Raw genomic sequence first — 25,970 nt, forward strand, 5'->3', positions numbered from 1 at the left:
GCATGGAGTTGATCGATACCCATACCCACCTCGACTTTCCGGATTTCGACGCAGATCGCGACGCGCTGCTCGGTCGCAGTCGCGCCCTGGGGGTTGGCCGGATGGTGGTGCTGGGGGTCTATCGACAGAACTGGCAGCGGGTCTGGGACCTGGTGCTGGGCGATCCGCAACTGCATGCGGCGTTCGGCCTGCACCCGGTGTACCTGGAAGATCATCGCCCGGCCGACCTGGACGAACTGGGCGCCTGGCTCAGTCGCCTGGCCCACCATCCACAACTGTGCGCGGTGGGTGAATTCGGCCTGGACTACTTTCTGCCGCAGCTCGATCGCGAGCGCCAGCAGGTGCTGTTCGAGGCCCAGTTGCAACTCGCCGCGGACTTCGACCTGCCGGCACTGCTGCATGTGCGTCGCAGCCATGCGGCGACCATCGCGACACTCAAGCGCTTTCGCCTGGGCCGTGGCGGAATCATCCACGCCTTTGCCGGCAGTCGCGAAGAGGCCCGGGAATACCTCAAGCTCGGTTTCAAGCTCGGCCTGGGCGGCGCCGGCACCTGGCCCCAGGCCTTGCGCCTGAGCAAGGTCATTGCCGGCCTGCCCCTGGACGCCGTGGTGCTGGAAACCGATTCGCCGGACATGGCACCGGTCATGTATCCCGGCATGCGCAACAGTCCGGAGCACCTGCCGGCCATCTGCGCCGCCCTCGCCGGACTCATGGCCGTCAGCCCGCAGGCATTGGCCGCCGCCAGCAGCGCCAACGCGTGCGCGCTGTTCAACTGGCCAGCGAATCCGGCCTGACCGCGACCTGCAGGACCAACGTCATCTGCTGCCGGTGGCGGGCGTAACGCAAGGTGGCGAAGTACAGCAGCAGCGCCAGCAGGGAAAAGTTGAGCTGCTCGACCACGCTGATCAGGCCGACCCATTCGCAGACCAGCGCAACCAGCAACGAGGAGCCGATCAACAACATCATGCTGGCCTTGAGCGGCGACCATGCGTCCAGCGACCTGAAGCGCTTCAGTTGCCTCGGGCAATTGAGCTGCAGCGCCTTGTCGCAGCAGCGACAGGCGAAGCTTTCGTTGATGGCAATCGCGTTCAAATGCCAGGCGCTGAGGGGAAATGTGCCGCGGCAGTGCGCGCACATCCCCTTGACGCCCATGAGCGTATCCTTCAAACCTGTTCCTCCCGAGCGATAACGGCTCACCGATGAGTCCGGTATAGATGGGTTTTCACCCACCGTAAGCCGAAAGATCGGCCCGCAAAGAAAACAGGATCTGGCCTACACGCCAAGATTTTAAGTACTACAGACTATTCCAAGGCCCAAGACCCGCGTCACACCCGGAACGCGCCGATCAACTGCTTGAGTTCAACCACCTGCGCCGACAGTTGCCGGCTGGCACTCTCGGTCTGGTGCGCACCATCGGCCGTGCGCTCTCCGGCCCGGTTGATCTCGACGATATTCTGGTCGATATCATGGGCGACCGCGGTCTGCTGTTCGACGGCCGCCGCGATCTGCTGGTTCTGGTCGACGATCATGCCGACCGCGCCAAGGATGTTTTCCAGGGCCTGCTGGACCTTTTCCGACTGGCTCACGGTACCGTCGGCCATCTGATGACTGACGCCCATGGCCTTGACCGCCGCCCCGACACCGCCGTGCAACTTGCCGATCATCTGCTCGATCTCTTCGGTCGATTGCTGGGTGCGCTTGGCCAGGGTGCGGACCTCATCGGCCACCACCGCGAAGCCGCGCCCCTGCTCCCCGGCACGCGCCGCTTCGATGGCGGCGTTCAACGCCAGCAGGTTGGTCTGTTCGGCGATGCTCTTGATCACATCCAGGACCCGGCTGATGGACTGGCTGTCGATGGCCAACTGGTTGATCACCTGTACCGACTGGTCGATCTCTCCGGCCAACTGGGCAATGCTGCCCTGCTGCGACTCGACCAGGGCCCGGCCGCTGAGGGTTTCATCATTGACGCTATGGGCACTGCTGACCGCCGCCGCCGCGCTGCGCGCCACTTCCTGGGCGGTGGCCGACATCTGGTTCATCGCCGTCGCCACCTGTTCGATCTGACTGCGCTGGCCGGCCACCGCCTGGTTGCTCCGGGCCGATACCGACTCCACCTGCCCGGCCTGACGCTCGACTTCGCCGACGGTCTGCCCGACCCGCTCGATCAGGTCATGGATCTTGGCCACCGTGCCATTGAACACCGCGCCCAGCTCACCCAGTTCATCGCGGCTGTGGGCAATGAAACTGACAGTCATGTCCCCGGCGGCGACCTTGTTCATCATTTCGCCCAGGCGACGCAAGGTGGTGCGGGTCGACGCGTAGAAACCGCCATACAGGTAGACGATGGAGAGAAACACCACCGCCAGCGCCACCACCAGCAACAGCATATGCAGGCGATTCTGCGCCAGGCGCTGTTGCAGTTCCTGATCGATATATCCCAGGGTCGCGTCATTGAGCTTGTAGGTCTGGGCCATTAAGCCACTGACCTGATCGTAGAAGGCCGGCCAGGGCGCTTCTAGGGTCTCGGCCATCACCACCTGCTCCTCGAACACCTCGCTGGCCTTTTTCAGCGAGGCCTGGCTGGTCGCGGTCAACGAATCCAGCGCCTGATGGGCGTTGCGACTGCTGCCCAGGGCGTCCTGCAACTTGAGGGCATATTCGGCCTGCAGCTTCTCGATCTGCTGCAACAACTCGTCAAAGCGGGTGCTGGACGATGAATTGAGAAACCCCTGACCAAGGGAATAAGCGCCCATGGAGCGGCCTTCGCCGAGGGTCTGGGTGACTTGCGGTGTGACGCTGGTGATCAGCTCGCTCAACTGGCGCAGGTCGCTCTGGCCGTCGCGACTGAGCCCGGACTGGCTGGCGATGATCTTGCTGAAAATCTGTGCCTTGCCCAGCAGCTTCTCGATCAGCGCGCTTTTGCTCTGCAGGGAGCTTTCGACTTGCTGGGCCTTGAATGCACTGACCATTTCGTCGCGCTTGGCGGTGAATACCGCCATCTGCTCAGGGTCGCCGGTCACCGCGGTCAGGCCCTGGAGCCGGTCCAGGACGCTCTGCTCCAACTGGCTGATCCGGCTTTCCAGGTCACCGGCCTTGCCGGATTGTCCCAGCACCGCGTTGATCTGCACCTGATTGTTCAGGGTCTCCAGGTCACGTCGCAGGGTCAGGCTGCTGCCGAGCAGATCCAGGCTCTGCAGCTCGACCTGGGTCGCGGAGAACTCACGGTAGGAGTCACGCACCAGGTAGAAGTTGGTCACCAGCATCGGCACGAAGAACAGCACGCTGATCAGACTGAACTTCATCCCGAAGCTCAGGCGATTCATCAGGGCGACGGCGGGATATAGCAAGCTCTTCACTAGAACGCTCCCTTTCCTATTATTTTTATTGTGGCAGGCACGACGAGGCATAAAGCCAGCATCCGCAGCTACTGCTTGTATAACGTAATTCGGAAAGGAGTTTTGTAACTTAAGGTTAACCGATAGCTGGAAAACCTGTTGGAGCCGGCGCCTACAATGATTGCGTCGGCAATCGAGCGCCGGCCGTGCCCCTGCTAGTGTCCCTCAAGGCATCAGATCAGCACGGTCCACAGGGCAAAACCGGCATACCAGAGCACCGCCGCCCGCAGCAGCAGTTCCCAGAGGCTGTCCAGGCTGGTGACGCCATCGGCACCGACGACGGCGGCCGGCACTTCTCCCGCCACCCGCCCGACTTTCTCCACCAGTTGCTCGGCGGTAATGTCCCAGTTGAGCAACTCGTGCAGCATCACCCGGCTGACCGCGACGAAATTGCCGACCAGCGCCAGGCTCGCCGCCAGCAGGCGTACCGGCAGCCAGTCGAAGGCATGGCGCAGCAAGGTGGCGCGCTCGGCCAGGGCCGGATTGCGGCTGTGCTCCGCGGCCAGGGCCAGCAGGCGATAGCTCAAGGCGGCCACCGGCCCCAGCAGGAAATACCAGAAGATCACCGCGAAGAAACTCTGGTAGGCCTGCCACAGCAGGTAGCCCTGGACCTTTTCCAGCAGTTCCTCACCGTTCTCGGCGCACTTCACGTTCATGTCGCGCCGGGCAACATGCACCCCGGCCTGCACGTCACCACGCCGCCAGGCATCGCGGAAAGGTCCCAGGGCCGCCAACAGATCGCCGCGTCCCAGGCTGTAGATCACCACCAACAGATGCACCGGCAGCGCCAGCAGACCATAGGCCACCGGCTGCAGCACCATCAGCAGCAGGCCGAGCAAGGCAACCGGCAGTAACACCAGCAGCACCAGTACCAGCCACGGCTGCTTCGCCCAACGAGGGCTGGACTCGAGCCTGGCCAGTTCGCCCAACCAGGCGCCATCACGCTGGACACGCTGGCGCAGGGCCGAGAACTTCTCGATCCATACCGCTAGCAGCAGCACCAGAAAACTCATTGTGACTCTCCTTTTTCCTGCAGGGCGACGCGAAAGCGCTCCCAGTCAAAGCCCGCTCCCGGATCGGTCTTGCGCCCGGGGGCAATGTCGCTGTGGCCGCAAATCCGTTGCTGGGTGATTGCCGGATAGGCGTCCAGCAGTTGCCGGGTCAGGGCGATCAACGACGCATACTGCGCTTCAGTGAAAGGCAGATCATCGGTGCCTTCGAGCTCGATGCCCAGGGAGAAATCGTTACAGGTCTCGCGCCCCTCGAAACTCGACACACCGGCATGCCATGCCCGTTCCAGACAGGAGACAAACTGCGTGACCTTGCCGTCACGTTCAATCAGAAAGTGCGCAGACACCCGTAGGTGGGCAATGCCGTCAAAGTAGGGATGTTCCGTGACATCCAGGCGATTCTGGAAAAATTCCTGGACTTTCCCGGTGGCGAATTGCCCGGGTGGCAGACTGATGTTGTGGATCACCAGCAGGGAAACTTCCCCTTCGGGGCGCTCGTTGAAGTTGGGCGACGGGCATTGATCCACGTCCTGGCACCAACCCGTGGCGGGATCCAGCTGCATACAGGTTCCTTCGAGGATAAAAGCGACAGGCCCAGTATGCCGCGATAGAGGCCGACATGGGCAGCACTCTCTGCGCAAAAAACTCAGCGCGCCTTCAACCGCCGCAGATTGCCGATGACCGACTCCAGGGCACGGTCGAACAGCAGCGCGTCGTCCAGCAGCCGCACCGCCCCGCGACGAAACTCGACGGCCAGGCCCTGGACCGTGCGTTCCAGCACTTTCATGCCGGTCCGGTTAACGAAGATGTACTTGCCGGTCGACTCGATGATCGCCGTCAGTTTGCAACGCAGGCTGTTTTCATCGTCCTCGCGGATCTCGACCCAACTGCCGATCCGCAACTGCCGGACCCACAGCAGCCCGGCGTCATTTTCGGGCAGTTCCACCAGACGCTCCTCGGCGGGCGCGTCGTCCGGTGAACCGAGGACGATTTCCTCCAGCACCGCGACCATCGCCGGTTGCGCCTCATCGACGGTAGCCGGCTCGGCCTGTTGTTTCGCCAGGCGCTGGAAAACCTGGACATGCAGGCTTTCCAACTGGCTGAAGAATTCGCTGGTGGCAAACGGGTCGAAGGCGGCGCTGGTGAGGCCGTCGCGCAACGCTTTGAGCAGGCCGGGCACCAGTTCCAGCAGGCGCAGGCGGGCATCGGCCTGGCCGCTGGGCTCCACGCTCCAGATCAGGTCGTCCATGGTTTGCAGGCCAGCCTGCCATTCGGCGGACGCCTCGCCGTGCTTGAGACAGGTGAGCAGCAGCACCTTGCTCCAGGCCTCCTGCAGCAAGCGCACCACGACTTCGGGCAAGGTCTTGCCCAGCAGCCGCTCGTTCAATACTTCCTGGACCCGCTGGCGCGCCTGCTCGGCCTTGGCCCGGCCTTCTTCGGCGTCACGGGTACGCTGCTCGAGCAACTCGCTGCGGCGACGTTCGTCACTGGTGAAGGCGAGGAAATCCACCAGCAACTCGGAGAAGATCGCCGGGTCGTCGACGAAGTCATTCAGCAGGCGCTGCACGATCTGTTCGATGCGCACGTACAAGGCATCGCGCTGATAGTCGTCGCGCGCGCCCCAGCCCATGGCCGCGGAGGCGATTTCGTTGAGCAGGCGCCGGGCCGGATGACTGCCCCGGCTGAAAAAGCTCTTGTCCAGCACCGCCACTTTCAACATCGGAATCTGCAGGCGTCCGATCAATGCCTTCAGGGAGTCCGGCAGGTTGCGGTCGTCGAGAATGAATTCGAAGAGCATGGCGATCAGGTTGATCACGTCTTCGTCCATGACCCCGACCACGCGCGACTTGCCGCTCTTGACGCTGACCCGGGTCAGCAGCTGTTCCAGCTGATTGCGCAGGTCGAAATCGTCCGGAGCGGTCTGCGTCGGGACGTATTGCTGCAAATGCGAGAGCAGCCGCAACAGATCGCGGGTGGAAATCGGCTGGATCTCGGAGCCCGCATCCAGCCTGGGCGCCACGCTGCCACGCACATGCAGCAACAGTTCCTGCAAGGCCGAGAACACTTCCTGGACGCTGGCATCGAGGGATGAAGAGCCCGCCTTGGCCGCTCCCGCCTCATCCTGGCTGGCCCGCGCGGCGGCGGCCGGACGATCGGAGGCACGACGGGACGGGACGACCTTGAGTTCTGGCAATACGCCAGTGGCGATCAGCAACTGGTTGGCTTCGGCGTACAACTGGTCCGCGTCGCTGAGGACATATTTCTCGAACAGCTTGAGGATGATCAGCTTGACCTTGATCTCCACCCCCAGGTCGCGCCCGGCCTCGAGGAAATACTCGCAGAGCATCGCCGGGCCCATGGGATTGTCCTGGTCCTCGAGGCGCCGGGTGATCAAGGCATTCAGGCGGGTGGTCAATTGGCCGAGAGCAAAACCGTCACGGCTCAGGACCTTGGCGACCATCGCATCCAGGGCGACGGTCTTTTCCAGTTCGTCATTCGGAACCAGTGCCAGCTTGTCGTAGGACATCGGCGCGGGCAGCGTCACCTCGTTGATATCGTACTGACAGAGGCCGAAAAAGGCCTCGAAAAACCGTTCGAGAAAGCCGCGCTCGATGCTTTTGCGCTTGAGGCGCAGGTCGCGCATGGCTTCGAAGAAAGTGTTCTGGTCGACATTGTTCAAGGCCTTGTCGGCCATTTCGAACAGGGTGTCATCGGCATTGTCGAACAGCACTTGCAGGCCCTGCTTGAGCTGCTGCGCGGCCTTGTCGCGAACCTGCAGCAGAACCACGGGCAAACGGGCGAGCGGCGACGGCGTCGCTCGTTCATCGGTGGCCTTGTGCAAAGGCACTACCTTCCCGTCATTGTGCATCCAAGCCTCCTGCTGCTGCGGTTCTTCGGTTCTGTGTGAACAATCGGTCTGCGCGGGTCATGGGCACGTCGCTCACAACCCCTTCACGGCGAGCGCCCGGGCACCCGTCGGGGGTATCGATAATCTGGGAATCACAGAGACGTCAAAGCTATGACGTCAATTACAAGGCATATTATCTTGCAAAAGATGTCACTTTTGCTAGCGAACTCTGCAATTCCTTTTCGCCCTTGTCGTCAGATAGACCGTCAAAGACGCAAAAACGCTCAGCCGAGGCGACCAAATGCAGGTTCGCGGGGCAACGCGCGGGCAGCCGCGCCTTGGGTTAGCCGGCGCCAAGGCCCTATAATCGAGGGACTTTGTTTGTGGAGCCCGTTATGCCGAATCTACGTCTCGCCGACCTGACCGCCGAAATCGAAGCCAACGTGCGCCGCGCGTTGCTCGAAGACATCGGCAGCGGCGACATCACCGCGCAACTGATCCCCGCCGAACGGCTGGCCAAGGCCACCATCATCACCCGTGACGAGGCGACGATTGCCGGAACGGCCTGGGTCGACGCCGTATTTCGCCAGCTTGATCCACGGGTTGCGGTGCATTGGCAGGTGCGCGACGGTGAACGGGTGCAGCCAAACCAGGCGCTGTTCCACCTTGAGGGGCCGGCGCGCTCGTTGCTCAGCGGCGAACGTTGCGCGCTGAACTTCCTGCAGATGCTCTCCGGCGTTGCCACCCACGCACGCTATTACGCCGACCAGGTGGCCGACACCGCGGTGAAGCTGCTCGATACCCGCAAGACCCTGCCGGGCCTGCGCCTGGCGCAGAAGTACGCGGTGACCTGCGGCGGCTGCCATAACCACCGCATCGGCCTGTACGACGCCTTCCTGATCAAGGAAAACCATATCGCCGCCTGCGGCGGAATCGCCCAGGCCATCAGCGCCGCGCACAAGATCGCACCGGGCAAGCCGGTGGAAATCGAAGTGGAAAGCCTGGAAGAACTGAAGGAAGCACTGGCGGCGGGCGCCGATATCATCATGCTCGACGAGCTGAGCCTGGACGATATGCGTGAAGCCGTGCGCCTGAACGCCGGCAAGGCCAAGCTCGAAGCCAGTGGCGGCATCAATGAAAGCACCCTGCGGCCGATTGCCGGGACCGGCGTCGACTACATCTCGATTGGCGCGATGACCAAGGATGTGAAGGCCGTGGACCTGTCGATGCGCCTGAGTCTCTGAGCCGCGTCCTGATAGACCAGGCTTGCGTTCATTTCCGGCTCCGGCGTATCAATTCGGACTCCACCGCCCCGCGCCACAGGTACATCACCGCGTAGGCGCGCCAGGGCCGCCATGCCTCGGCCAGCCCTTCAAGGGCCCTGGTGGTCAAGGGCGGACCGTCCTCGACGACTTCCCGACGCAGGATCAGGTCCGCGGCGGGGAACGCATCCGGATGATTGAGCACGCGCATGGCGATGTAATGGGCCGTCCATTCGCCGATACCCGGCAGCACGGTCCAGCTTCTGACGAAGTCGCCCAGGCGCTGCTCCGCGCGAAAGTCCACCCGTCCGTCGAGCAAGGCCCGGGCAATCCCCTGGAGAGTGGCTGCGCGGGTGCGGATCACACCGATCGAGACCAGGTCGGCGTCGAGCAATTGTTCGGGCGTGGGAAACAGCCGGTCCAGGCCAGGTGCCGGCGGTACTTCAAGCACGCTGCCGAAGCGGGTCAACAGACGCGCGGCAAGGGTGCGTGCCGCGGCGACGCTGACCTGTTGACCCAATACCGCCCGTACCGATATCTCGAAACCGTCCCAACCGCCCGGCAAGCGCTGGCCGGGATAACGCTCGACCCAGGGTGCCAGCACCGGGCTGGCTCGCAGCGTGGCGGCGATGGCCTGTGGGTCGGCATCCAGGTCGAACATCCGGCGAATCCGCGTCACCACCGGCAACATCTGCGCAGGGGCGACGTTGAAGAGCTCCAGCTTAAGCGCATGAGCATCGGCGGACCACGGACTGACCCGCAGCCAGCTGGGCGAACCGGCATCGCCGAAGACCCGCCAATAGCTGTCCGCCTCGACCACCTCGATCCCCGGCAAGGCACGGCAGGCGAGAAACGCCAGCAGCGCCTTGAAATCGTAAGGTGGCCGATAACCAAGGCGCAGGACGAGCGCGCTGCCGGCGTCGGCCCCGGGCTTGCGGCGCAGTTCCCGAGGCGCGACATGGTTGGCTTCGGCAAAGGCCGCATTGAACCGGCGCAGGCTCTGGAATCCCGAAGCCAACGCCACCTCGGTGATCGGTAGCGCGGTTTCGCTCAGCAGTTGCCTGGCGAACAGCAGGCGCTGGGTCGAATGCACCGCGATGGGCGGCGCGCCGAGGTGCTGGACAAACAAGCGCCGCAATTGCCGCCCACCGACATCCAGCCGTGCCGCCAGTTCGTCGAGAGAATGCTCGGCGAGAAAGCCTTCATGAATCAGCTTGAGGGCCCGCGCCACCAGATGCTCGCCGTGCAGCCAGACGCTATTGCCCGGCGCGAGCTCCGGCCGACAGCGCAGGCAGGGCCGGAAACCTAGCGCTTCGGCGGCGGCGGCGCTGGGGTAGTACTGCACATTCTCGACCTTGGGTGGCCGCGCCGGACAGACCGGCCGACAGTAGATCCGAGTACTGAGTACAGCGGTGAAAAACACCCCGTCGAACCGCGCATCACGGCTCAGGCGAGCCTTTTCGCAGATATCGGCAGCGGGAAACGGCACAGCGGTTGTCATGTTCATGGGCGCAGGTTAGCACCGGCAATGTGATCGATCTCGCCATTTTCGGACATCGATAAAGCAAAAAACCGGATCTTGGCTATACCTGTTTTCCGGCCCCTCGATACATCGCCCGACGTCGAATGGAGGGGCGACGCACCCGCGAATCAGCAAACGCCACCGGCAGGGAAGCAACAATGAGTGAATCAAAGCTGGACAGGACAATCCTGGTCCCGAAAGACCAGGTTGATCGATTCTTTTTTGGCGAGATCCCCACCAACCTGTGGCGGGCACTGCGCTCGGACAGTCCCCTGCCCCTGCTCGCGCCGGTCGAGAAGGGCTACATGATGGACAACAGGCAGTTCCGCCGGCCCGACATCACGGTTGAAACCGTGGAGAACAAGGAGTGGGTCATCATTCATCCCACCAAGCCGGAGGGAACCAGCACTTTCGACAGGAGCCAGACCTTCAAGGGCAAGCGCTGGGACTACTACCGCCTGCCGGAAGGGACGAAAATCCCGGACGGGCTGGTCATCGTCAAGGATGGCTACAATGAGTCCTTCGAAGCGACCCACTACACCATCGCTCCCGTGCGGAGCATGTTGCTCTCCACCTATAAACGCCTGCTGGCCGACCTGGCGCAAAGCGCGATCAAAGAAGGAAATCTCTGATGGAAATCCCGGACCTGCATGCACCGATACTGGTAATGACCCTGCGTGACGCCATCTCGAACCAGAAGCGCCTGATCGATGCGAACCTCGATGGCGACGTGGAAGATTACGAAGAGTACCTGCTGCAACTGACCCAGCTGTTCGACCATGTGAAGGACGAGTACAGGAAGATTGCCGATGACGTCGGCGTACCACTGGAGGTGTTGCTGGATGAGCACTAGGGATCAACAGTCCTCCCGAGCGACCGGGGGGACTGTTATCGGTCAGGTGGTGCGGAGATAGGAATCGAACTCCGAGCTCAAGGCCCTTGAAAAAACGAGCATTAAGTCAATAAAAAATATATAAAGGTACTCAAAAGGGTACTCGAGCTCACACTTCAATCGCTTCTAACGCGGGGGAAGCTCCCCCTGCGTGAGAACGGCGCGAAGTGATTACCTCCTGGAACGCCCCCAAGCCCGATGGAAATGAACCGTTGCGACAAGCCCAAGCTTACGCTAACGAGCCCCCCCTCTGTTTACTACCGCACCCGATGCAAAGGCCTCCAGCTTTTCTAAAAATCTGGTGCGCGCCTCATCAGTAAAATGCCTAGCTACTTCAGCCGCCCGACTATGAGCCGTGGCCAGGTCTCCTCGCACCGCGGCAAGATAGGCGCGAAGGACAGCTAAGGTTTTAGTCGATAGATTCACTCCGTCACTCGCTAGCCTCTCCAAGCGGGTCAGTGCGTCCTGCATGGCAGCTTCATTGCGGAAGCTCAAACCTATATCGAACTTCGCCAGGACAGGATAGATAATGCGAGGGAACGAAGCGATTGCGTCGTCGATAAGATCGAGAGATCGCTGATCATGCTTGCATCGAGCGGCAATGAGGGCTCTCCCGATCATAGCCATTTGGCGAGAGCGATCACTGCGCACATCCTCAAGCTCAGAGCAAAGCGCCTCAAGCACGGTGAGATATCTTTCCGGGCTGCTCCCGAGCACTAATGCACGGAAGTAAGCATGGATATGGAATTGATTGGTACGATTCTCCTCATAATTTTTTCGAGCTAACTCCCTCGCATCATCGTACTGCTCCATTTGCAGCAGTACTTCAACCAGTTCTCGTTTAGCTCTAACCCCAACAAAAGCTCCAGAGGCCACGCGGGAGAGCCGCTCGATAGCATCACGCTGGCGACCTACCAGACGATAGTAGTATCCGAGAATAAAATCATGCTCATCTCCATGAATACGCTGAGCTTCTTCCAGCACGCGGGTGTCCCTGAGACGGGCTAGAACCAGGCAAAGGTAATAGCGCACATCCTGAACCAGCTGTGGATCGAGATTTCGCTCTTTAGCCAGTAAAATGTCCGCCAAGTCGACAGCACGCCTCAGCTTACCTCGATCATAATAAAGCTCTTTGATCGTCCGTAGTATATGAGAGGGAATCATAAACCGGGGTTCTAGGCTTTCGCCCGAAGCAAGTGCGTTCTTTACTAAAAACGCAACACGAGACGAGTCGTACTCGTTCCAGTTACCGTGCTGAATATCGCGTTCAACCGCGGAATTCACCGCAGCACGAAGTTCAGGAATCAAACTCAAGTCATTCCGCTTTACATAATCACGAACCGAATCAACCAACCTTAAAAATTCACCCTCCGCCCCAATCAGCTCGCACACATGCTCAGAAACAAGATCAGCAATAATATTTACGAGCTGCTCTTCCTTAAATATCTGACAAAGAAAATCAACACTGAAAACTTCAGACTGGGCAAGAAGCCGTATTACGTTGAGCACAGCCTCGTTATCTTGGAAGGGGCGTAGCAGCATAGACGCTTTTTCCCCATTAAACTCGACAATTTCATTAGAGTGATCTATAGCGCCTCTGACGCCGAGTCTTGCCAAAAGATCAATAGCGAAGAACACTTCATCAGGGAATCCGTTGAGGAGGGCCGCGAAGGTTTCGAAATCTTCAGTGCTGAGTACTATCTCCTCAATCTCTAGAAGCCGAGCAAAGAGTCGGCGCCGCTCAGATGGATCCAGTTCGCCCAGAGTGCATGAAAACACCACCCGAGAGAGTTGACGAACTGAGTTAGGATTTGGGGCCCAGCGCGAAGCAACAAAAAGCAAGGGCTTACCGACCAGATCGGTATGGCTTACTATCGCCTCAAACCAAGGGGCTAATTTCCGCTCGTAGGTTACGAGGCACCCTTCATCAAGCACGACCACTCGCTCTTTAAGCTTCGCGAGGTCTTTTAGCAAACCCACTGTAATTGCCACTTTCTCGTCAATGGGACGCTCGGCAAGATTCAACTCGGCATAACTTGCGTCTGAAGCACCAAGATCCAAAAGTCTGAGAATGAAGTCCTCGATACTAGCATGGCGGTCTAGCGGAAGAACTGGAAAGTCTTTATCTGGCCCGTTAAGGGCAAGCTTACGCAAAGCATTGGATATGAGCGTACGACGACCAATCGATGGAGGGCCAACGACCACAGATAGCACGGGTTTAGGTTGACTATAGTCATCGAAGCGGCGCTCGAATGACTCAATATTCTTGTTTCGCCCCACAAAGGCACGCTCACGCTCCTTTAGCTTCGGATGTTTTGCCCAACTGGCCTGCCTCAATTTTTGTTGGATGCGACGCGCAGCAATAACGGGACGAGTAACCAATCTTAAATTATAATTTTCTTTAAGCCATTGGGGTATGCGCGGATCATCATGGGTCACACTACGATCTATAACCACAGGATAAATATATTTGAGCGAGCCATTTGCAAGCCGGATAGACGCACCATCTATTTCCTCACGAACCCAAGGAGACTTGAGCGACTCATCAGAAATAAACAAGCAAAACACTGTACTCTCATCTAAACCACGAATAATTTCATTCATGGTTTCTTCGCCAGACTCAAACGACATCTCATCATAGACGATGTCTTCTTCAGAAAGCCGCGAAGCGACGATACCAACGTAGCTCTTTTTGTCAGCGCTTGAGTGAGATAGAAACGCCTTCATGATCGATCCTTGTAATAGGTTTCGCGGTGACCTGGCCAGGCTCGCTCGATTCAGTCCTTGCATTAAGATAACCTAGCCGATGCGCACTCATTATGGTTTCGAGACCATGGTCATGGCTCTGCATAGCTAGCCCAATGACTGCATTCAGGGGATTTCAGTCTTGTGTGGCAGCCTTCTCTTCAATAGGAGAACACTTGCTAACCGCCTGCTGCTGAATTTTTCCCTCACGCATTCTCGTCGTCATCTTCCAGTTCTCAATCAGACAAAAACTCTCTGTGAGACTTGGCACTAGCTGGGTATTATGCTGCAGATTGCTCTTTCACTATCACTTCAATCTGAAGGCCTGCGCCAGGCAGCATCTTTACCAGAGCATCCAGGGAAAATTTATCAATTTTCCCTTTCAGCAAATCGTTCAGCCGAGGTTGCGTTACGTTCAATCTCTGCGCTGCGTCCTTCTGAGCAAGCCCCCAAGAACGTACTTTTCGAGTAATTTCCCGCATCAGCGTTGAACGCACTTGTAGGTTTGCGGCTTCTTCCGGCGACTCAACCAACGCACCCCAAAGATTGGTTTGGCGTTCGTTTGTCATCATGTTTACCTCTAGTGATGAATCTTTTCTATAGATACCTCATAGGGTTCGGGCTATGGTGGTGCACCTAATACTTAACCCCTAACGCGTACAAGGGGATACCAGTCCGCTTTAGCCCAGTGACTTCAATCTCTTTTTTGCAAGATCAATGTCACGCTTTTCCGTCTTTTCAGTGGTTTTTTGAAACGCATGCAATACCGAGATCACGGCTGCTCGATTCACCACATAAAACACGCGAAAAGCCCCTTCCTTTGCTCGGATTTTGATCTCGTAAACGCCAGGTCCTACAGTCTTGACTGGTTTGAAGTTGGATGGATCGTCTCCATGCTTCAGTAGGTCAAGCTGATAAATCACCCGATCACGGACTGCGAGAGGAAAACCTGAAATATCTTTCTTGCTGCTGCCACAAAAATCTACTAACTTCGATACCTCGGCCATTGGTAATACCTTAGTAAGCTTTTGATAATATTGAATTTTTTCTCAGTATATGAGTAAGCCATCAGCGTTCCCCAGCTTGGTCACCTGCTTGTTTGAACTACGGCGGCGCCGCAATCCAGAAAATCGTGCACTCCACATGGAATGCGCATAGGTCTACAGCTCGACACCTATGCTGAATCGCACCCGAGGGTGTAGATATAATTTATATCAGAACAAGGATAAGTCAAGGCATTTTTTGACGAAGCTGTGCTGTGAAAGGTCAGCACAACCTGTGATAGCGAAACTGGTGATAAAATACGTTATCACCATATTTAAAGCCGGATGCTCATGAGCCGCTCAGAACCCTTTCAGATCCGCGATTCCTACATCCGTGTCGATACCATGGCCGATACCTACGCAGAAATTGCCGAGGAGGCTTTTGCTCAGTTCCTGTCTGAAACGGCCAACCCGGTTCCTCGTCCTGACGGGATCGATGACGACCATACCGCCTTCGACGAACACGAAAGAAGAAAGGGTGTAGCAGGGATAAAAACCATCGTTTTCTCCGCGATGGCCCTCGAAGCGGCTGTTTTTGACCTGGCTGCCATCCAGCTGGGGGATAAGGTCGCCAAGGACTACCTGGACAAGATGGATCTAATGGGCAAGTGGATGATTGTGCCTCGACTCATCTGCGGTCGGTCGCTCAGGGAGGACGGCCCCGCCGTCAATGGCCTGAACGGGCTGATCAAAGCGCGAAATGCGTTGGTGCATCATAAATCCCAAGAGTGGGACAAAGCCGGTAAGGCCGAACGCGCGATGACGGATCGGTGGGCCAGTTTTGAAAAAGACCAGGTACCTAACGCCTTCAAAACACTGGTTCTGCTATCGCTTGAAGTTGATGCCGTGCTGGAAACCTTCCTGGGTGCTCTCCCCTTCTATGGAAAAGAGATTTTTAACGACACACCCCGCGCTCCTCAGGTCGAGGAGGTCGTGCAACGCTGTCGCAACATCCATCGGAAAAACTGGAAAGGTGCGTAGATGTCCGGACTTGTAATCCAGGGTGAACGCCGGCTCACGGCGGCCGAATTCCAGCACCTGGCCGCCGTGCCGGCAGCGGTCGAATGGTTCGCCAACATCGACAATCCTCGCACGCGTCGTGCCTACCAGGGTGATATTTCAGACTTCTGCCGCTTCGTTGGCTTAGCCGAAGCTGATGAGTTCCGCGTCGTCACCAGGGCGCATGTCTTGGCCTGGCGTGCTCAGCTCGAGCAGCGTGGACTGGCCGGAGCGACCATCCGCCGCAAGCTAGCCGCGCTGGCCAGCCTTTTCGATCACCTGCTGGAGTGCAATGCTGTCGCCGGTGGCAATCCAGTGCATGGGGTCAAGCGGCCCAGGATTGAAACGAATGAAGGGAAGACACCGGCTCTGGGGGACCACCAGGCGAAAGCGCTGCTGGATGCGCCATCGGCGGACTCGCTCAAGGGGCTACGCGATAGGGCCATTCTCGCTGTTCTGCTGTATCACGGCCTGCGTCGTGAGGAATGTGCGCAGCTGCAGCTGAGCGATCTGCAGGAGCGGAGAGGTATCAAGCACCTGCGGATTTTGGGCAAAGGTGGAAAGCTGCGTTTCTTGCCGCTGCATCCCGTGGCCGCCGAGCGAATCCATGCCTATTTAGAAAAGTCCGGTCATCACTTGCTCGAGCCCCAGGGGCCGCTGTTTGTACCGCTGCGGGGACGCTCGACCGGCACCGGCATTACAGCCAATGGCATCTACACCTTGGTAGGAAAATATGCGAAATGCGCCGGGATCGAGGTCGCGGGTTTGGGGGTGCATGGTCTGCGTGCGACCGCGGCCACAAATGCCCTGGAGCATGAAGCCGACATTGCTAAGGTCCAGGCTTGGCTGGGCCATGCCAATATCAGTACTACCCGGATCTACGACCGCCGTCAGCAGCGGCCAGAAGACTCCCCAACCTTCAAAGTGCGCTACTAGGTATACCTATAAGCAAGAAAATCGAGGTCGAACCCATTTCGTGAAGCCCCTCTTCCCACACCCTACACCCTGCAGCACGGCGAGGACACTGAGCACGCTGAGTACATTCAGCACGCCGAGCACCGAAAAGCAAAAATAAGATTATGAAAATCAGTAGGTTGTAAGCTTTTTATGCGCGATATCGCGCAATTTGATTATCTGGGCTAGGCTCATATCATGCATTTGAGTAGCTTGTATCGTTCATTCATGTGCTTGGAGATGCGTGATATTAGCGCTCAATGACGGTTTGCCATCATCAGCCGATGTCGGGAAACTGATCCCAACAGAAATCGAATGAGGGCTGCAAAATGGCCAACGCAAAACAGTCAGCTAAACGCCGCTTAACGATGGCGGAGCGTGCCCAGCAATTAATGCAGGTGCACTTCCCCGACATGCCTGAAGCGTGGAAATGGATGCGCAAAACCCACGATGGTTTTAGCACGATTCCCCGGACGCTGCCGATTGCCATGCAAGTCATCGATGCCGATTCGAAAGGACAGCCTGCCGGCCACGTGTTGTTTTGTCTATGGGCGCGTATGCCCGATCATCCGGTCATCACCATTGAGAATCCCAGCACATTTGCTGCTGAAGCGGGCTTTCTCGGGGAGCGAGCTGTGGATACCTGGCGCCGGCGTATGAAGAAGCTGCGAGAACTGCAGTTCATTGTTGCCAAGCCAGGTGCCTCGGGCGAATTCCACTATGTGATGCTCACGAATCCAAACGCTGCGGTTGAGTGGATGCGCCATAGCGGCAAAGTTCAGGACGGGCTGTATAGCCGGTTCATCGAGCGACTTCCCGAGATCGGTGCCTATGGCGATATCGAGGCGCTCCACGTCTACTGGGCCGCTCTTAAGGAAGCAGAGAAAGCTGCGGCCGCCGCTGCGGAAGCTGCGAAGCAGGCGTCGAACGCAACCGCGACACCTCCAGCGCCGCCAGCTCCATCCACCAAGCCCAAACGTACGGGGAGGTCTAAGGCTAGTGCTTAGGAGAGTCATGGGCATCGGGTGCTAATCCACCCACCTCGATGCCCTCAAAATGAAGCTCCGGACCGGCTGAGGGTCGAGTCTTAACCGGCTGGTGCTGTGGTGGTGCAAGGCTACAGTGAAGACCTGCAAGGGGAGGCCGTATGCGGATCGCCAGGAGAAGAGTCATGGGCATCGAGTGCTAATCCACCCACCTCGATGCCCTCAAAATGAAAGCCCCGAACCGGCTGAGGGTCGAGTCTTGACCGGTGGGGGCTGTGGTGGTGCAAGGCTAAGGCGAAGACCTGTAAAAGGAGGCCGTATGCGGATCGCCAGGAGAAGAGTCATGGGCATCGAGTGCTAATCCACCCACCTCGATGCCCTCAGAAAGAAAAGCCCTGAACCGGCTGAGGGTCGAGTCTTGACCGGTGGGGGTTGTGGTGGTGCAAGGCTAAGGCGAAGACCTGTAAAAGGAGGCCGTATGCGGATCGCCAGGAGAAGAGTCATGGGCATCGAGTGCTAATCCACCCACCTCGGTGCCCTCAGAAAGAAAAGCCCTGAACCAGCTGAGGGTCGAGTCTTAACTGGTCAGGGCTGTGGTGGTGCAAGGCTATGGGTGCTAGGCCTCGCGAGGAGTCTAGCACTTCTTTATCCTGCCACGACAAGGGAGCGGCAATCCATAGTCAAGCCGGCCCATTTTACAATGCCTTGAATGCTCCTTTGCCTGCTGCAGCGCGACACTTAGCCTGTCAGCGAGCTACGCTATCTTTTCTCAAACAAGCACCGGACTCCCCGACCTTGCTTGCAGCTCTCAGAGTTGTTAAGAAATCTCGCTCGATGACCTTCCCGTCTCGAACGCTGGTGAACGTCGCTTTTTTCATCCAGAGATGATCTTTCCTGCTCTCGTTCGGCACGACTGTGAGAACGATTTCCAATGCCGGACTTCCTGAGAACACTCCGGAGACCTCAGGTTTAGTGAACCGGAAAGTCAGCTCATTATCGTCTGTTGCAGCCACGTTCTGTTCGCTGGTGAGAGGAGCTCCCAGCTTCGCAGCGATCGGGAATCTTGCCGAGTACAAGGCTTTACCGTCGTGGACCTGCTTGGTGATATCCAGAAGATATTGCTCGCGATCTGAGGCGCTAGTCGGGGTTGCGCACTCTTCCCCCTCCGCAGCGAAGTATTTCCCCTCAAAGGCGTAATCGCTCTGCCAGCACCCGGCAAGGGAGGCGGATGCCATGGCCAACATCACCAGTTTCCATCTTTTCACACAGCACACTCCTTGATAGCAACTTGCCATTATCGCCATTCCCCCTGTCTTGAGCCACCAGACGCGCCTAAGGCATTGAGCTCCTTCACAAAAAGCTGAGCACGAAATTCGTCCAGGCTCAAAAGGGCTGGCATCCAGTACAGTCGGATGACCGGTCCTTCCGATGCCACAAATACCCGTCGTCTCACCGCCAGTCTCCAACTCCAGGAAGGAAACACTGCAGATAGAAAGGCAAGATCCTTCATATCGGCATACATCATGGCTTGCCCTCGTCATTCCCTTCCCGGAGCTCAATCCACTCGGCAATGGCCCATAACCCCACTCCCAAAATTGCCAACCCGATTACCAGCCAGGCAGGTACTAATCGATTCGTTCCCAGCCAGTACCCTCCCCCAGCGCATACAACCGTGATCAAAAAGGTCTTCATGCTTACCTCCACTCTCAGTAGAGGGTGAAGCAAAACACCACTTGGCATGGTGTCATCGGGCGGCGGAAAAAAATGCTCACTACCCCAAGTGGGAATCGAGGAATTCTCGGCGGATTTCATAGGCAAGCCGGGGTGTATTAGCAGTCCCCCACAGCACGAGAGTGTGCGCCGATGATTCTCAGTGGTTTTTTGGAGATTTTCGCTGGGTAGTCACTGGTATGGCGCAGGCTTGATTGAGTCTGGCGACGCCATGCCAGTGGCCGGGCACAGTATCGGAGACTCATCTCAGAGGAACCTTAAAGGTGACTCACTGGTACGGCTGTTGCGACCTTGTGCGGCTCACTGCTGTGGCAAGGCAAAAGCGGTGCCCCCAAATGACTTGTTAGGGCGCCGCGAATATAGCCGTTGAATTCTTTCGGAAATGGAGGGCTTGTGCAGATGAGCCCCGCAAATAGCGACGTCATCATCTGCACCAGGACGGTCAGCGCCGCCCCCCTTGCCCAAACTCTAACGTCTGGCTTTTGGTGGGTTTAGCGATCTTACACCACGGCTACCAGGCCGAAATGTCGGAATCGAGCTAGGCCCAACCGGGTTGGCTGAAGGTGGCATGGATGGAGGGGTTTCTTTACCCGGCAGAGCTTTAGAGCCACCGCCACGCCCAGCAGAGGCCGCCCCAGCTATGTTAGCAATTCGAGAGCCCAGCATGGCAAAGCCAACTGCTTTCATACCTAAGCGTCCTACATCGCTTGCGGTTGCCACAGCGCCGGACAAGCTACCAGCCAAACCTCCCAGCGATACACCGAGCATACTCGAGGTGATCCAGGTGGAAATGCCCAGTGATACAGCTGCAATAGCTGACATCAAACCACGGAGACCGTCATAGTCCGCCCCGACGCCTGACCACCCACTAGCAGCCCCCGCCTGGGCAACCGCAACAGCAGCCACAGTCTGGGACACCGCAACAGTGATCATCTGTGCCGTCATAACGGAGATGACCGGCAGCATCAGCAGCGACAGCCAATTGGTCAACATCCTACCGCCCCTGAGAGGTGCGAGCATCAAAAAGAACGGCGCGAGGAGTAACACAATCCAAAACAACCAGGCTGACATGATCACATAACCAGGTAACAGCGTTTGCAGATCAAGCCACCCGCTGAAGTTCTTCCACATCTGAGCCGCGGCTAAGAGGCTTCCAGCAACCTCACTATCCCCACGAGAGAGGCCCGCCGTTTTCTGCAACGAACCAGCCATGAATCGCTGCCAAGCTGTCGCTGTACTTACAGCCCCCACCTCAGCGCTTACTCGCTGCCCACTTGCTATAACCGCACCCGACTCGCGCAACGCCTGATACGCCTGCTCAGCGCCTATCTGGGCAATTTTGTATGCCTCGATGCAGCTGGTGGGTTGAAACATTATTCCTTGAGCGTCGCCGACGATAGCCGACTCCTGCCCTGGCACTGTGCTGATCGACAAGTAAGACGGCGTGGCTTGAGATTCCCCTGCAAGTTTGGCGGCCCAATGCGCTTGCGTTGGCAGCGCATAGCGGTCACCCATGAACGGCCCGGCAGCTTCAAGAGCACGAATACCGGCCTCACGACGCGACTGGATAGCTCTCTGGTCAAGCACCTGACCCAGACTAGTCCGGGCAGCCCCGCCGCCTAACAGATAAGCTCCCCAACCTCCATTTTCTTCGGCTGAACCGAAAACATACGTCCACGCGCCGCCAATAGCCGTGCGTGCTTGTGCTATCACGCCGACTTCTTCATCCGGTATCCCCAAGCCACCACCGCCGAGCAACCCGATAGCCTGCAAAGCTTCCACTTTGGCCGCGTGCTCGGGACCGGCAAGCTCAGCCGGCGCCGGGGCACAACTGGCGTTGTAATCTCTAATCAGCCGGGCCAAATCACTGCCGGCAAACACTTCGGCTGATCGACCTACCATGTTGTCAATCGCGGACTGCGCAGGGACGATTGTCCCGGCCACTGTTTGATCACTCAGGACCTGATCAAAAGCCTCTCTGTAGATTCTGTGAATCGTCATCACGAAACTGAGCGGCACCGCCTGAGCTTCGACCAGCCGGACCGTTGCTCCGCTTGGAAGAGTCACGGTCACGGGTCTCATTCCGTACGCCACAACCAGGAAAATCATAATTCCTGACAATACCGTACGCGCAGCTCCTTGCCCCACGCGCAATGCAACGAGCAGCATCCATCCAAATCCAACCGCAACGATAAGCGCGTTGCTGGTTTCGTTGAATGCGACAAATAGCGGCTCGGTGGCAGTCAGGATCGTCAACGCAACGTTTTCCCACAGCCCGAATACCCAATTGAATCCGGCGAAATCCTCAGCCGTGCCAATGCTCATCAGGCCGCCCGCCGACAGATGATCCAACTACGCAGAGCCAAGCCACACCGGACAGCCCAAAGGAACACCCAGAGGACACCGAAGACCGCGCCCAACAGAATGAAATACTGCGCAGTCGGAGCGGCTAGGAGGCTTCCGGTGAGCTGGACCGCATCATATTGGGCGAGTACGAGTTTCCCATATGGTGGAAAAATTGATGCGGCGATCAGATGTAGAACGCAAAGAACGGGGCCTAGGAGCAATCCCAGCCGCCCCGCCCACCTGGTAAGGAATGGCATACGCATCTGAACCCAGTCAAAGAAAATCGCGATTTTCATCGTCACATCACTCCAGTGATAAAGGATACGTATCGATCCTATGAATCCACTGGCTGCGGTTCTACCGAACCCTATGTAGTTACTGCTACTGGTTCTGCTCGCGCCCCGTGCCCGCTATGTAACGCTCCTAAACGTCGCGCCACATAGCGGGCCCCATCGAACGGTTTGATTTCGCGCAACAAATACAACGCAGCGCAGTTGCGTTGTTTGCCCTCCCCCATTTTCGTAAGCTGATCACGAACCAAACCGCACTGCCCGGCAGTCTCGTTACCCATGTGATTCATGGGTTGGGACAGTGGCAGGGAGCTCGGCCTGCGTCATCGCGGGCATTAGCCCATCGGCCACACTTGCGTCATCGCGTGTGTGCCCGGCCCAACGCCGACTACATATCGGGGCCATCAACGGCCAATCACTTGAGGAGAGAAGACAACCCAACATGGTCAGCCAGACCCAATGGCAGCCGAACCTGAGCGGACACTCAGGAACTCACTCGGAGAATCCGAGTAGGCGTGAACAGTCCCCGCCTGCATCTCATGCTAAGGGGGGCGAACAGGCACACAACGAACCATCTACGGATGGTGTGTCGCTGAACCGGCAACGGTCAGGAGTTCTTACACCTGATAGAGAGAATCCCATGAGCGAATTCGATGCGCAGAGCATTACTGCACGCCTCAAGGCCGAATCTAGGATTCGGAGAAAACCCCGAACCTATGCCCAACGTCGCTCATTGCTGGATAACTATAAGTACGAGCTGTTGCAGCTTGATTCCGCAGGCTGCAATGGCACTGAACTGCAACGCTGGATAGCAGAAAAAGGTATCAAGATTCAGCGCTCTACAGTGCACCGATGGCTACATCGGAATCGCCTGAGTGGCTAAGTTTGCCAAGCCTACAAAGCAAGCTGCATCCGTGATGAAAAAGCTCCAGGGCACCCACATTCGATCCGTGGGCACTGTCCGTAACTACGAGCAGCGGTTGGTACGCATCACCGCTTACCTACAGGAGCATCGCTTAGGCAGCCTTCGTGAAATGACTCCTGATCGCGCTATTAGCTACCTGCAGCAAAGAGCGACGACCGTGGGCCAGAAAACCTTGGATATGGAGCGTCAGGCTCTCCAGGCCATGATGCAGCACGTCACCCTAAAACTGCCGCTAGGCCAGACTCTAGAAGTAATCAAGAGCAGCGCGACCGCTCGTACTAGCACGAAAGAGCACCCGACTTTGGGTCGCCGTTTGGCCAACCAAACACGAGCATATAACCGCGAGCAGATGACGCTGATCGCCTCTCGGCAAGCTCCTCACAACTCGCTCGCGACAGAGATTGCATACGCAGCGGGTCTCCGTGCTCATGAATTGCTGAGCCTCCAAAGAACTCATCGCCGTGTAGCGGATGAACGTCCAACGCACGCGATGAAATTTACGGGAATTCGGGAAACCACGATCAGCTACACCGTTCACGGCAAAGGTGGACTGGTTCGTGAGGTGCGTATCCCGATTCCGCTGGCTCAACGATTAGAGAGGACCCGGCTGGCGGCACCACGGGTCGTAACGGATCGCGGCATCAACTACCAGCAATTCTATGCAATAGGCGGCGGCCAGCCTTGGAGCAAAAGCGTCAGCACTGCCTCGAAGGAAGCTCTCGGCTGGTCAAATGGCGCACATGGATTACGGCACACGTACGCTCAAGAGCGAATGGCTTCACTACAACGTCATCTCCCACGGAAACAAGCCTTGGAGGTGGTCTCACAGGAACTGGGCCACTTCCGCCCTGAGATTACCGAGGTCTATCTACGTTGAGCCCCCCGTCGATCCAACCCTGATTCACAGCTGCCTTCTCTTCGTTTTAGGTGCTTCGCTCATTCTAATTGTCGTGCTCCTCCTCCTACTTATCGAGAGCAAAAAAGCTATATCGCAAACTGAAACATTGCTGGATGCCAGCACTCAGCGACAGCTAGCTCTGCACAGAGAACAAGGCGAAGAAATTGAAGCTCTCGAACAGCTGCACCTTGAGCGCTTAGCTGCAACTGCAACGCATCATCGACGTGAGGTAGCTAGCCTTATGCAGATTCTCGGTATCGCAGACCAAGAGCGAGACGCCGCGATTAAGGCCGCCTCAGACGATCAGAGACAGGTCAAGTTGATGCACGACCGCATCGCTTACCTAAACGTGCTGATGGAGACATGGGCTACTGGCGACGATGCGACGGCCGCAGTCGTGAAACAAGCCCTCCAGAGGGATCGCAATCTCTTCTCATAGTCAGTTACTAGAACCCAACTGCAAAGCAGCGATTAGATTTGATTAGTAAGAGATTAGCAGCCTCCCGTGGTACGGCCGACACCCTATTCCTACTCGGCTGGAGCGCGATTTTTCAAATCGTCCAAGGGGTGCTGGAACGGTAATGGCGGGGGTGTCAGAACGGTATTCTAAGGGTGCTAGAACGGTATTCAGGGGTGCTGGAACGGCATCGGCAGGAGTGCTGGAACGGTATCGGCAGGGGTGCTGGAACGGTATCGACAGGAGCACTGGAACGGTATCGGCAGGGGTGCTGGAACGGTATCGACAGGAGCGCTGGAACGGTATCGGCAGGAGCGCTGGAACGGTATCGGCAGGAGCGCTGGAACGGTATCGACAGGGGTGCTGGAACGGCATCGGCAGGAGTGCTGGAACTTTATAAGTAGAAGACTGGTACGTTACGAGCAGGAGTGCTGAAACGGTACCAGCGGGACTGGGACGGTCTCAACGTTTCTTATCTAGGTGCCGCTTTTGAGAGGCGCTAGGAGTCGTCTTAACTTGGACCAAATGAGCTTCAACAAGATAGCTAAACGGTCTACCAACATTGGCACTTGCTTGCTTTACTGCCTCAAGAGACTTCAGCAAGTCCTTTTTAAAATCAATCAAGGAGCTTGCACGACTTCTGCACAACCTATGCAAAGTTTCGACTTTAAGATCATATGGCCGTGCGTGACTGGAATAAAATCCATGTAGCCACTGTGCAAGCGGCTTACCGCGCAGCGCATACCTTATTGACAAATCTACATCGGTGAATTGATCTTCACGAAAGAACACTCCGAGCTTCGGATTTAATCGTACGACATAAATTCGTTCACTACGCTCATGATGATCGCGATAAACCTCATGAATCAAGCTGCCTTCATATGCGTACCGACCAACCTTAACCTGCAAAGCCGTGGCTTTCAAGCGGCTGATGCTCAGGTCCAAGACACGACGATTTTTACCCGAATCGGTTTTCCCCAAAACTTTTAAAAGGCGGTAGGCAGTAATTCTGCACTCCACTCCCAACTCTTGCATTCGCGCCAAATGTAGAACTGCTGCCCAAACGTCCAAGTCACCTTGATCAAGGAGAGCACCTGTATAGAGGATACTGACACTACCTAGCGCATTGACGTCCATTTGTTCAACATAAGGACGCGCCCCCTTCCTCATGGCCCCAAACAACGCCGATCTAAGAGCCACATTAGGTACACGCCTAACTGAGTCGGACCAGTTTGGTAGTGATTCTCGCTTGGCTTCAAGCTCGACCTCAACGTGCTTATCTTTTTCTTTACGCCTAGCAATAGAGCTCTTTCTAAGCTCCTCTATCTTGATATTTACGCGTGGTGGAAGTGGCGGATTTGTAGCCATCGTCAACGAACAGAGGAACTGATTTTATCCGCTACCCAAGCCTGTACCTGCTCGGCAGGCCATGCTACAGAATTCGCTCCGAGAGAGATTCCAGGAGGAAACTCGCCGGCTCGAATCAAACGGTAGATCTGAGACTTGCTTAGCCCTACTAGGGCACAGACTCCCGGCAGGCGAAGCAACAAAGGTGAAACAGATTGGTTAGCCATCTATAGGGCCTCCTGAGGCCGGATTGGATGGCTAGGCATTCAATGGCACCTCAGTAGAGGAGTCATGAGGAACCTCAAATTCTCATAGGGTTC

Annotated in this window: 22 protein-coding genes; 9 read left to right on the forward strand and 13 right to left on the reverse strand. The window is 57.4% G+C overall.

The features are described 5' to 3' along the window. Positions 1-2 precede the first annotated feature (2 nt). A complete protein-coding gene (locus tag KI243_RS27720) occupies positions 3-794 on the forward strand; it encodes a TatD family hydrolase (protein ID WP_017123522.1) in 792 nt (263 codons plus the stop codon). Here KI243_RS27720 and KI243_RS27725 read toward each other — a convergent pair. From KI243_RS27725 to KI243_RS27745, 5 genes are all read right to left on the reverse strand, one after another. Continuing rightward, on the reverse strand, positions 769-1,152 hold the full coding sequence (locus KI243_RS27725) for a hypothetical protein (protein WP_017123521.1): 384 nt from the start codon (positions 1,150-1,152) through the stop codon (positions 769-771). The genes KI243_RS27720 and KI243_RS27725 overlap by 26 nt on opposite strands. A gap of 173 nt (positions 1,153-1,325) precedes the next feature. Further along, a complete protein-coding gene (locus tag KI243_RS27730; protein ID WP_177118189.1) occupies positions 1,326-3,356 on the reverse strand; it encodes a methyl-accepting chemotaxis protein in 2,031 nt (676 codons plus the stop codon). A gap of 212 nt (positions 3,357-3,568) precedes the next feature. Then, positions 3,569-4,408: a regulatory signaling modulator protein AmpE gene (gene ampE / locus KI243_RS27735; RefSeq protein ID WP_017123519.1), complete on the reverse strand. Its 840-nt coding sequence runs from the start codon at positions 4,406-4,408 to the stop codon at positions 3,569-3,571. After that, on the reverse strand, positions 4,405-4,968 hold the full coding sequence (gene ampD / locus KI243_RS27740; RefSeq protein ID WP_212810123.1) for a 1,6-anhydro-N-acetylmuramyl-L-alanine amidase AmpD: 564 nt from the start codon (positions 4,966-4,968) through the stop codon (positions 4,405-4,407). The genes ampE and ampD overlap by 4 nt, the downstream gene beginning before the upstream one ends. 83 nt (positions 4,969-5,051) lie before the next feature. Further along, positions 5,052-7,274 carry a DUF1631 domain-containing protein gene (locus KI243_RS27745; protein WP_212810124.1) on the reverse strand — a complete coding sequence of 741 codons (2,223 nt, stop codon included), beginning with the start codon at positions 7,272-7,274 and terminating at the stop codon, positions 5,052-5,054. 374 nt (positions 7,275-7,648) lie between these two features. On the opposite strand from KI243_RS27745, the gene nadC reads away from it, so the two are divergent. Next, positions 7,649-8,497 carry a carboxylating nicotinate-nucleotide diphosphorylase gene (gene nadC / locus KI243_RS27750; RefSeq protein WP_212810125.1) on the forward strand — a complete coding sequence of 283 codons (849 nt, stop codon included), beginning with the start codon at positions 7,649-7,651 and terminating at the stop codon, positions 8,495-8,497. A 28-nt stretch (positions 8,498-8,525) separates the two neighbouring features. Here the strand turns inward: nadC and KI243_RS27755 are convergent, their stop codons facing one another. Continuing rightward, positions 8,526-10,022 carry an AlkA N-terminal domain-containing protein gene (locus KI243_RS27755; protein ID WP_212810126.1) on the reverse strand — a complete coding sequence of 499 codons (1,497 nt, stop codon included), beginning with the start codon at positions 10,020-10,022 and terminating at the stop codon, positions 8,526-8,528. A 173-nt stretch (positions 10,023-10,195) separates the two neighbouring features. On the opposite strand from KI243_RS27755, the gene KI243_RS27760 reads away from it, so the two are divergent. After that, a complete protein-coding gene (locus KI243_RS27760; RefSeq protein WP_017123514.1) occupies positions 10,196-10,669 on the forward strand; it encodes a hypothetical protein in 474 nt (157 codons plus the stop codon). Further along, positions 10,669-10,890: a hypothetical protein gene (locus tag KI243_RS27765; protein WP_017123513.1), complete on the forward strand. Its 222-nt coding sequence runs from the start codon at positions 10,669-10,671 to the stop codon at positions 10,888-10,890. Before KI243_RS27760 ends, KI243_RS27765 begins: the two co-directional genes overlap by 1 nt. Positions 10,891-11,163: 273 nt before the next feature. Here the strand turns inward: KI243_RS27765 and KI243_RS27770 are convergent, their stop codons facing one another. From KI243_RS27770 to KI243_RS27780, 3 genes are all read right to left on the reverse strand, one after another. Further along, a complete protein-coding gene (locus KI243_RS27770) occupies positions 11,164-13,656 on the reverse strand; it encodes a toll/interleukin-1 receptor domain-containing protein (RefSeq protein WP_212810127.1) in 2,493 nt (830 codons plus the stop codon). A 299-nt stretch (positions 13,657-13,955) separates the two neighbouring features. Continuing rightward, a complete protein-coding gene (locus tag KI243_RS27775) occupies positions 13,956-14,243 on the reverse strand; it encodes a helix-turn-helix transcriptional regulator (protein WP_212811253.1) in 288 nt (95 codons plus the stop codon). Between the two features lie 111 nt (positions 14,244-14,354). Then, positions 14,355-14,681 carry a type II toxin-antitoxin system RelE/ParE family toxin gene (locus KI243_RS27780; RefSeq protein WP_212810128.1) on the reverse strand — a complete coding sequence of 109 codons (327 nt, stop codon included), beginning with the start codon at positions 14,679-14,681 and terminating at the stop codon, positions 14,355-14,357. A gap of 327 nt (positions 14,682-15,008) precedes the next feature. Here KI243_RS27780 and KI243_RS27785 point away from each other — a divergent pair, with 327 nt between their 5' ends. The 3 genes from KI243_RS27785 (at position 15,009) to KI243_RS27795 (ending at position 17,677) form a co-directional block, all read left to right on the forward strand. Next, entirely contained in the window at positions 15,009-15,698 is a 690-nt protein-coding gene (locus KI243_RS27785; RefSeq protein ID WP_212810129.1) for a hypothetical protein, read from the forward strand. Then, a complete protein-coding gene (locus tag KI243_RS27790; RefSeq protein ID WP_212810130.1) occupies positions 15,699-16,652 on the forward strand; it encodes a tyrosine-type recombinase/integrase in 954 nt (317 codons plus the stop codon). Between the two features lie 347 nt (positions 16,653-16,999). After that, positions 17,000-17,677, forward strand: coding sequence for a hypothetical protein (locus KI243_RS27795; protein ID WP_212810131.1), 678 nt, complete (start codon positions 17,000-17,002; stop codon positions 17,675-17,677). Positions 17,678-18,402: 725 nt separating this feature from the next. Here KI243_RS27795 and KI243_RS27800 read toward each other — a convergent pair. Both KI243_RS27800 and KI243_RS27805 read right to left on the reverse strand, forming a co-directional pair. After that, positions 18,403-18,921, reverse strand: a complete 519-nt coding sequence (locus KI243_RS27800) for a hypothetical protein (RefSeq protein ID WP_212810132.1) — start codon at positions 18,919-18,921, stop codon at positions 18,403-18,405. Between the two features lie 934 nt (positions 18,922-19,855). Continuing rightward, positions 19,856-21,712 carry a hypothetical protein gene (locus tag KI243_RS27805; RefSeq protein WP_212810133.1) on the reverse strand — a complete coding sequence of 619 codons (1,857 nt, stop codon included), beginning with the start codon at positions 21,710-21,712 and terminating at the stop codon, positions 19,856-19,858. Between the two features lie 951 nt (positions 21,713-22,663). Here KI243_RS27805 and KI243_RS27810 point away from each other — a divergent pair. Further along, on the forward strand, positions 22,664-22,906 hold the full coding sequence (locus tag KI243_RS27810; protein ID WP_008091975.1) for a hypothetical protein: 243 nt from the start codon (positions 22,664-22,666) through the stop codon (positions 22,904-22,906). Continuing rightward, positions 22,899-23,825 (forward strand): site-specific integrase, encoded by a 927-nt coding sequence (locus KI243_RS27815; protein ID WP_043273159.1) that lies wholly within the window; start codon positions 22,899-22,901, stop codon positions 23,823-23,825. The genes KI243_RS27810 and KI243_RS27815 overlap by 8 nt, the downstream gene beginning before the upstream one ends. Positions 23,826-24,765: 940 nt before the next feature. Here KI243_RS27815 and trfA read toward each other — a convergent pair. Then, on the reverse strand, positions 24,766-25,671 hold the full coding sequence (gene trfA, locus KI243_RS27820; RefSeq protein ID WP_212810134.1) for a plasmid replication initiator TrfA: 906 nt from the start codon (positions 25,669-25,671) through the stop codon (positions 24,766-24,768). 2 nt (positions 25,672-25,673) lie between these two features. Continuing rightward, positions 25,674-25,877, reverse strand: coding sequence for an AlpA family transcriptional regulator (locus KI243_RS27825; protein ID WP_081502512.1), 204 nt, complete (start codon positions 25,875-25,877; stop codon positions 25,674-25,676). Positions 25,878-25,970 lie beyond the last annotated feature (93 nt).

Origin of the sequence: Pseudomonas sp. Ost2 (assembly GCF_018326065.1) — a bacterium.
GTDB classification, from domain to species: Bacteria; Pseudomonadota; Gammaproteobacteria; order Pseudomonadales; family Pseudomonadaceae; genus Aquipseudomonas; species Aquipseudomonas gingeri.

Coding starts and splice junctions, on each gene's coding strand:
- KI243_RS27720 (WP_017123522.1), top strand. CDS start 3: ATGGAGTTGATCGATACCCATACCCACCTCGACTTTCCGGATTTCGAC.
- KI243_RS27725 (WP_017123521.1), bottom strand. CDS start 1,152: ATGGGCGTCAAGGGGATGTGCGCGCACTGCCGCGGCACATTTCCCCTC.
- ampE (WP_017123519.1), bottom strand. CDS start 4,408: ATGAGTTTTCTGGTGCTGCTGCTAGCGGTATGGATCGAGAAGTTCTCG.
- ampD (WP_212810123.1), bottom strand. CDS start 4,968: ATGCAGCTGGATCCCGCCACGGGTTGGTGCCAGGACGTGGATCAATGC.
- KI243_RS27745 (WP_212810124.1), bottom strand. CDS start 7,274: ATGCACAATGACGGGAAGGTAGTGCCTTTGCACAAGGCCACCGATGAA.
- nadC (WP_212810125.1), top strand. CDS start 7,649: ATGCCGAATCTACGTCTCGCCGACCTGACCGCCGAAATCGAAGCCAAC.
- KI243_RS27755 (WP_212810126.1), bottom strand. CDS start 10,022: ATGAACATGACAACCGCTGTGCCGTTTCCCGCTGCCGATATCTGCGAA.
- KI243_RS27760 (WP_017123514.1), top strand. CDS start 10,196: ATGAGTGAATCAAAGCTGGACAGGACAATCCTGGTCCCGAAAGACCAG.
- KI243_RS27765 (WP_017123513.1), top strand. CDS start 10,669: ATGGAAATCCCGGACCTGCATGCACCGATACTGGTAATGACCCTGCGT.
- KI243_RS27770 (WP_212810127.1), bottom strand. CDS start 13,656: ATGAAGGCGTTTCTATCTCACTCAAGCGCTGACAAAAAGAGCTACGTT.
- KI243_RS27775 (WP_212811253.1), bottom strand. CDS start 14,243: ATGACAAACGAACGCCAAACCAATCTTTGGGGTGCGTTGGTTGAGTCG.
- KI243_RS27780 (WP_212810128.1), bottom strand. CDS start 14,681: ATGGCCGAGGTATCGAAGTTAGTAGATTTTTGTGGCAGCAGCAAGAAA.
- KI243_RS27785 (WP_212810129.1), top strand. CDS start 15,009: ATGAGCCGCTCAGAACCCTTTCAGATCCGCGATTCCTACATCCGTGTC.
- KI243_RS27790 (WP_212810130.1), top strand. CDS start 15,699: ATGTCCGGACTTGTAATCCAGGGTGAACGCCGGCTCACGGCGGCCGAA.
- KI243_RS27795 (WP_212810131.1), top strand. CDS start 17,000: ATGGCCAACGCAAAACAGTCAGCTAAACGCCGCTTAACGATGGCGGAG.
- KI243_RS27805 (WP_212810133.1), bottom strand. CDS start 21,712: ATGAGCATTGGCACGGCTGAGGATTTCGCCGGATTCAATTGGGTATTC.
- KI243_RS27810 (WP_008091975.1), top strand. CDS start 22,664: ATGAGCGAATTCGATGCGCAGAGCATTACTGCACGCCTCAAGGCCGAA.
- trfA (WP_212810134.1), bottom strand. CDS start 25,671: ATGGCTACAAATCCGCCACTTCCACCACGCGTAAATATCAAGATAGAG.
- KI243_RS27825 (WP_081502512.1), bottom strand. CDS start 25,877: ATGGCTAACCAATCTGTTTCACCTTTGTTGCTTCGCCTGCCGGGAGTC.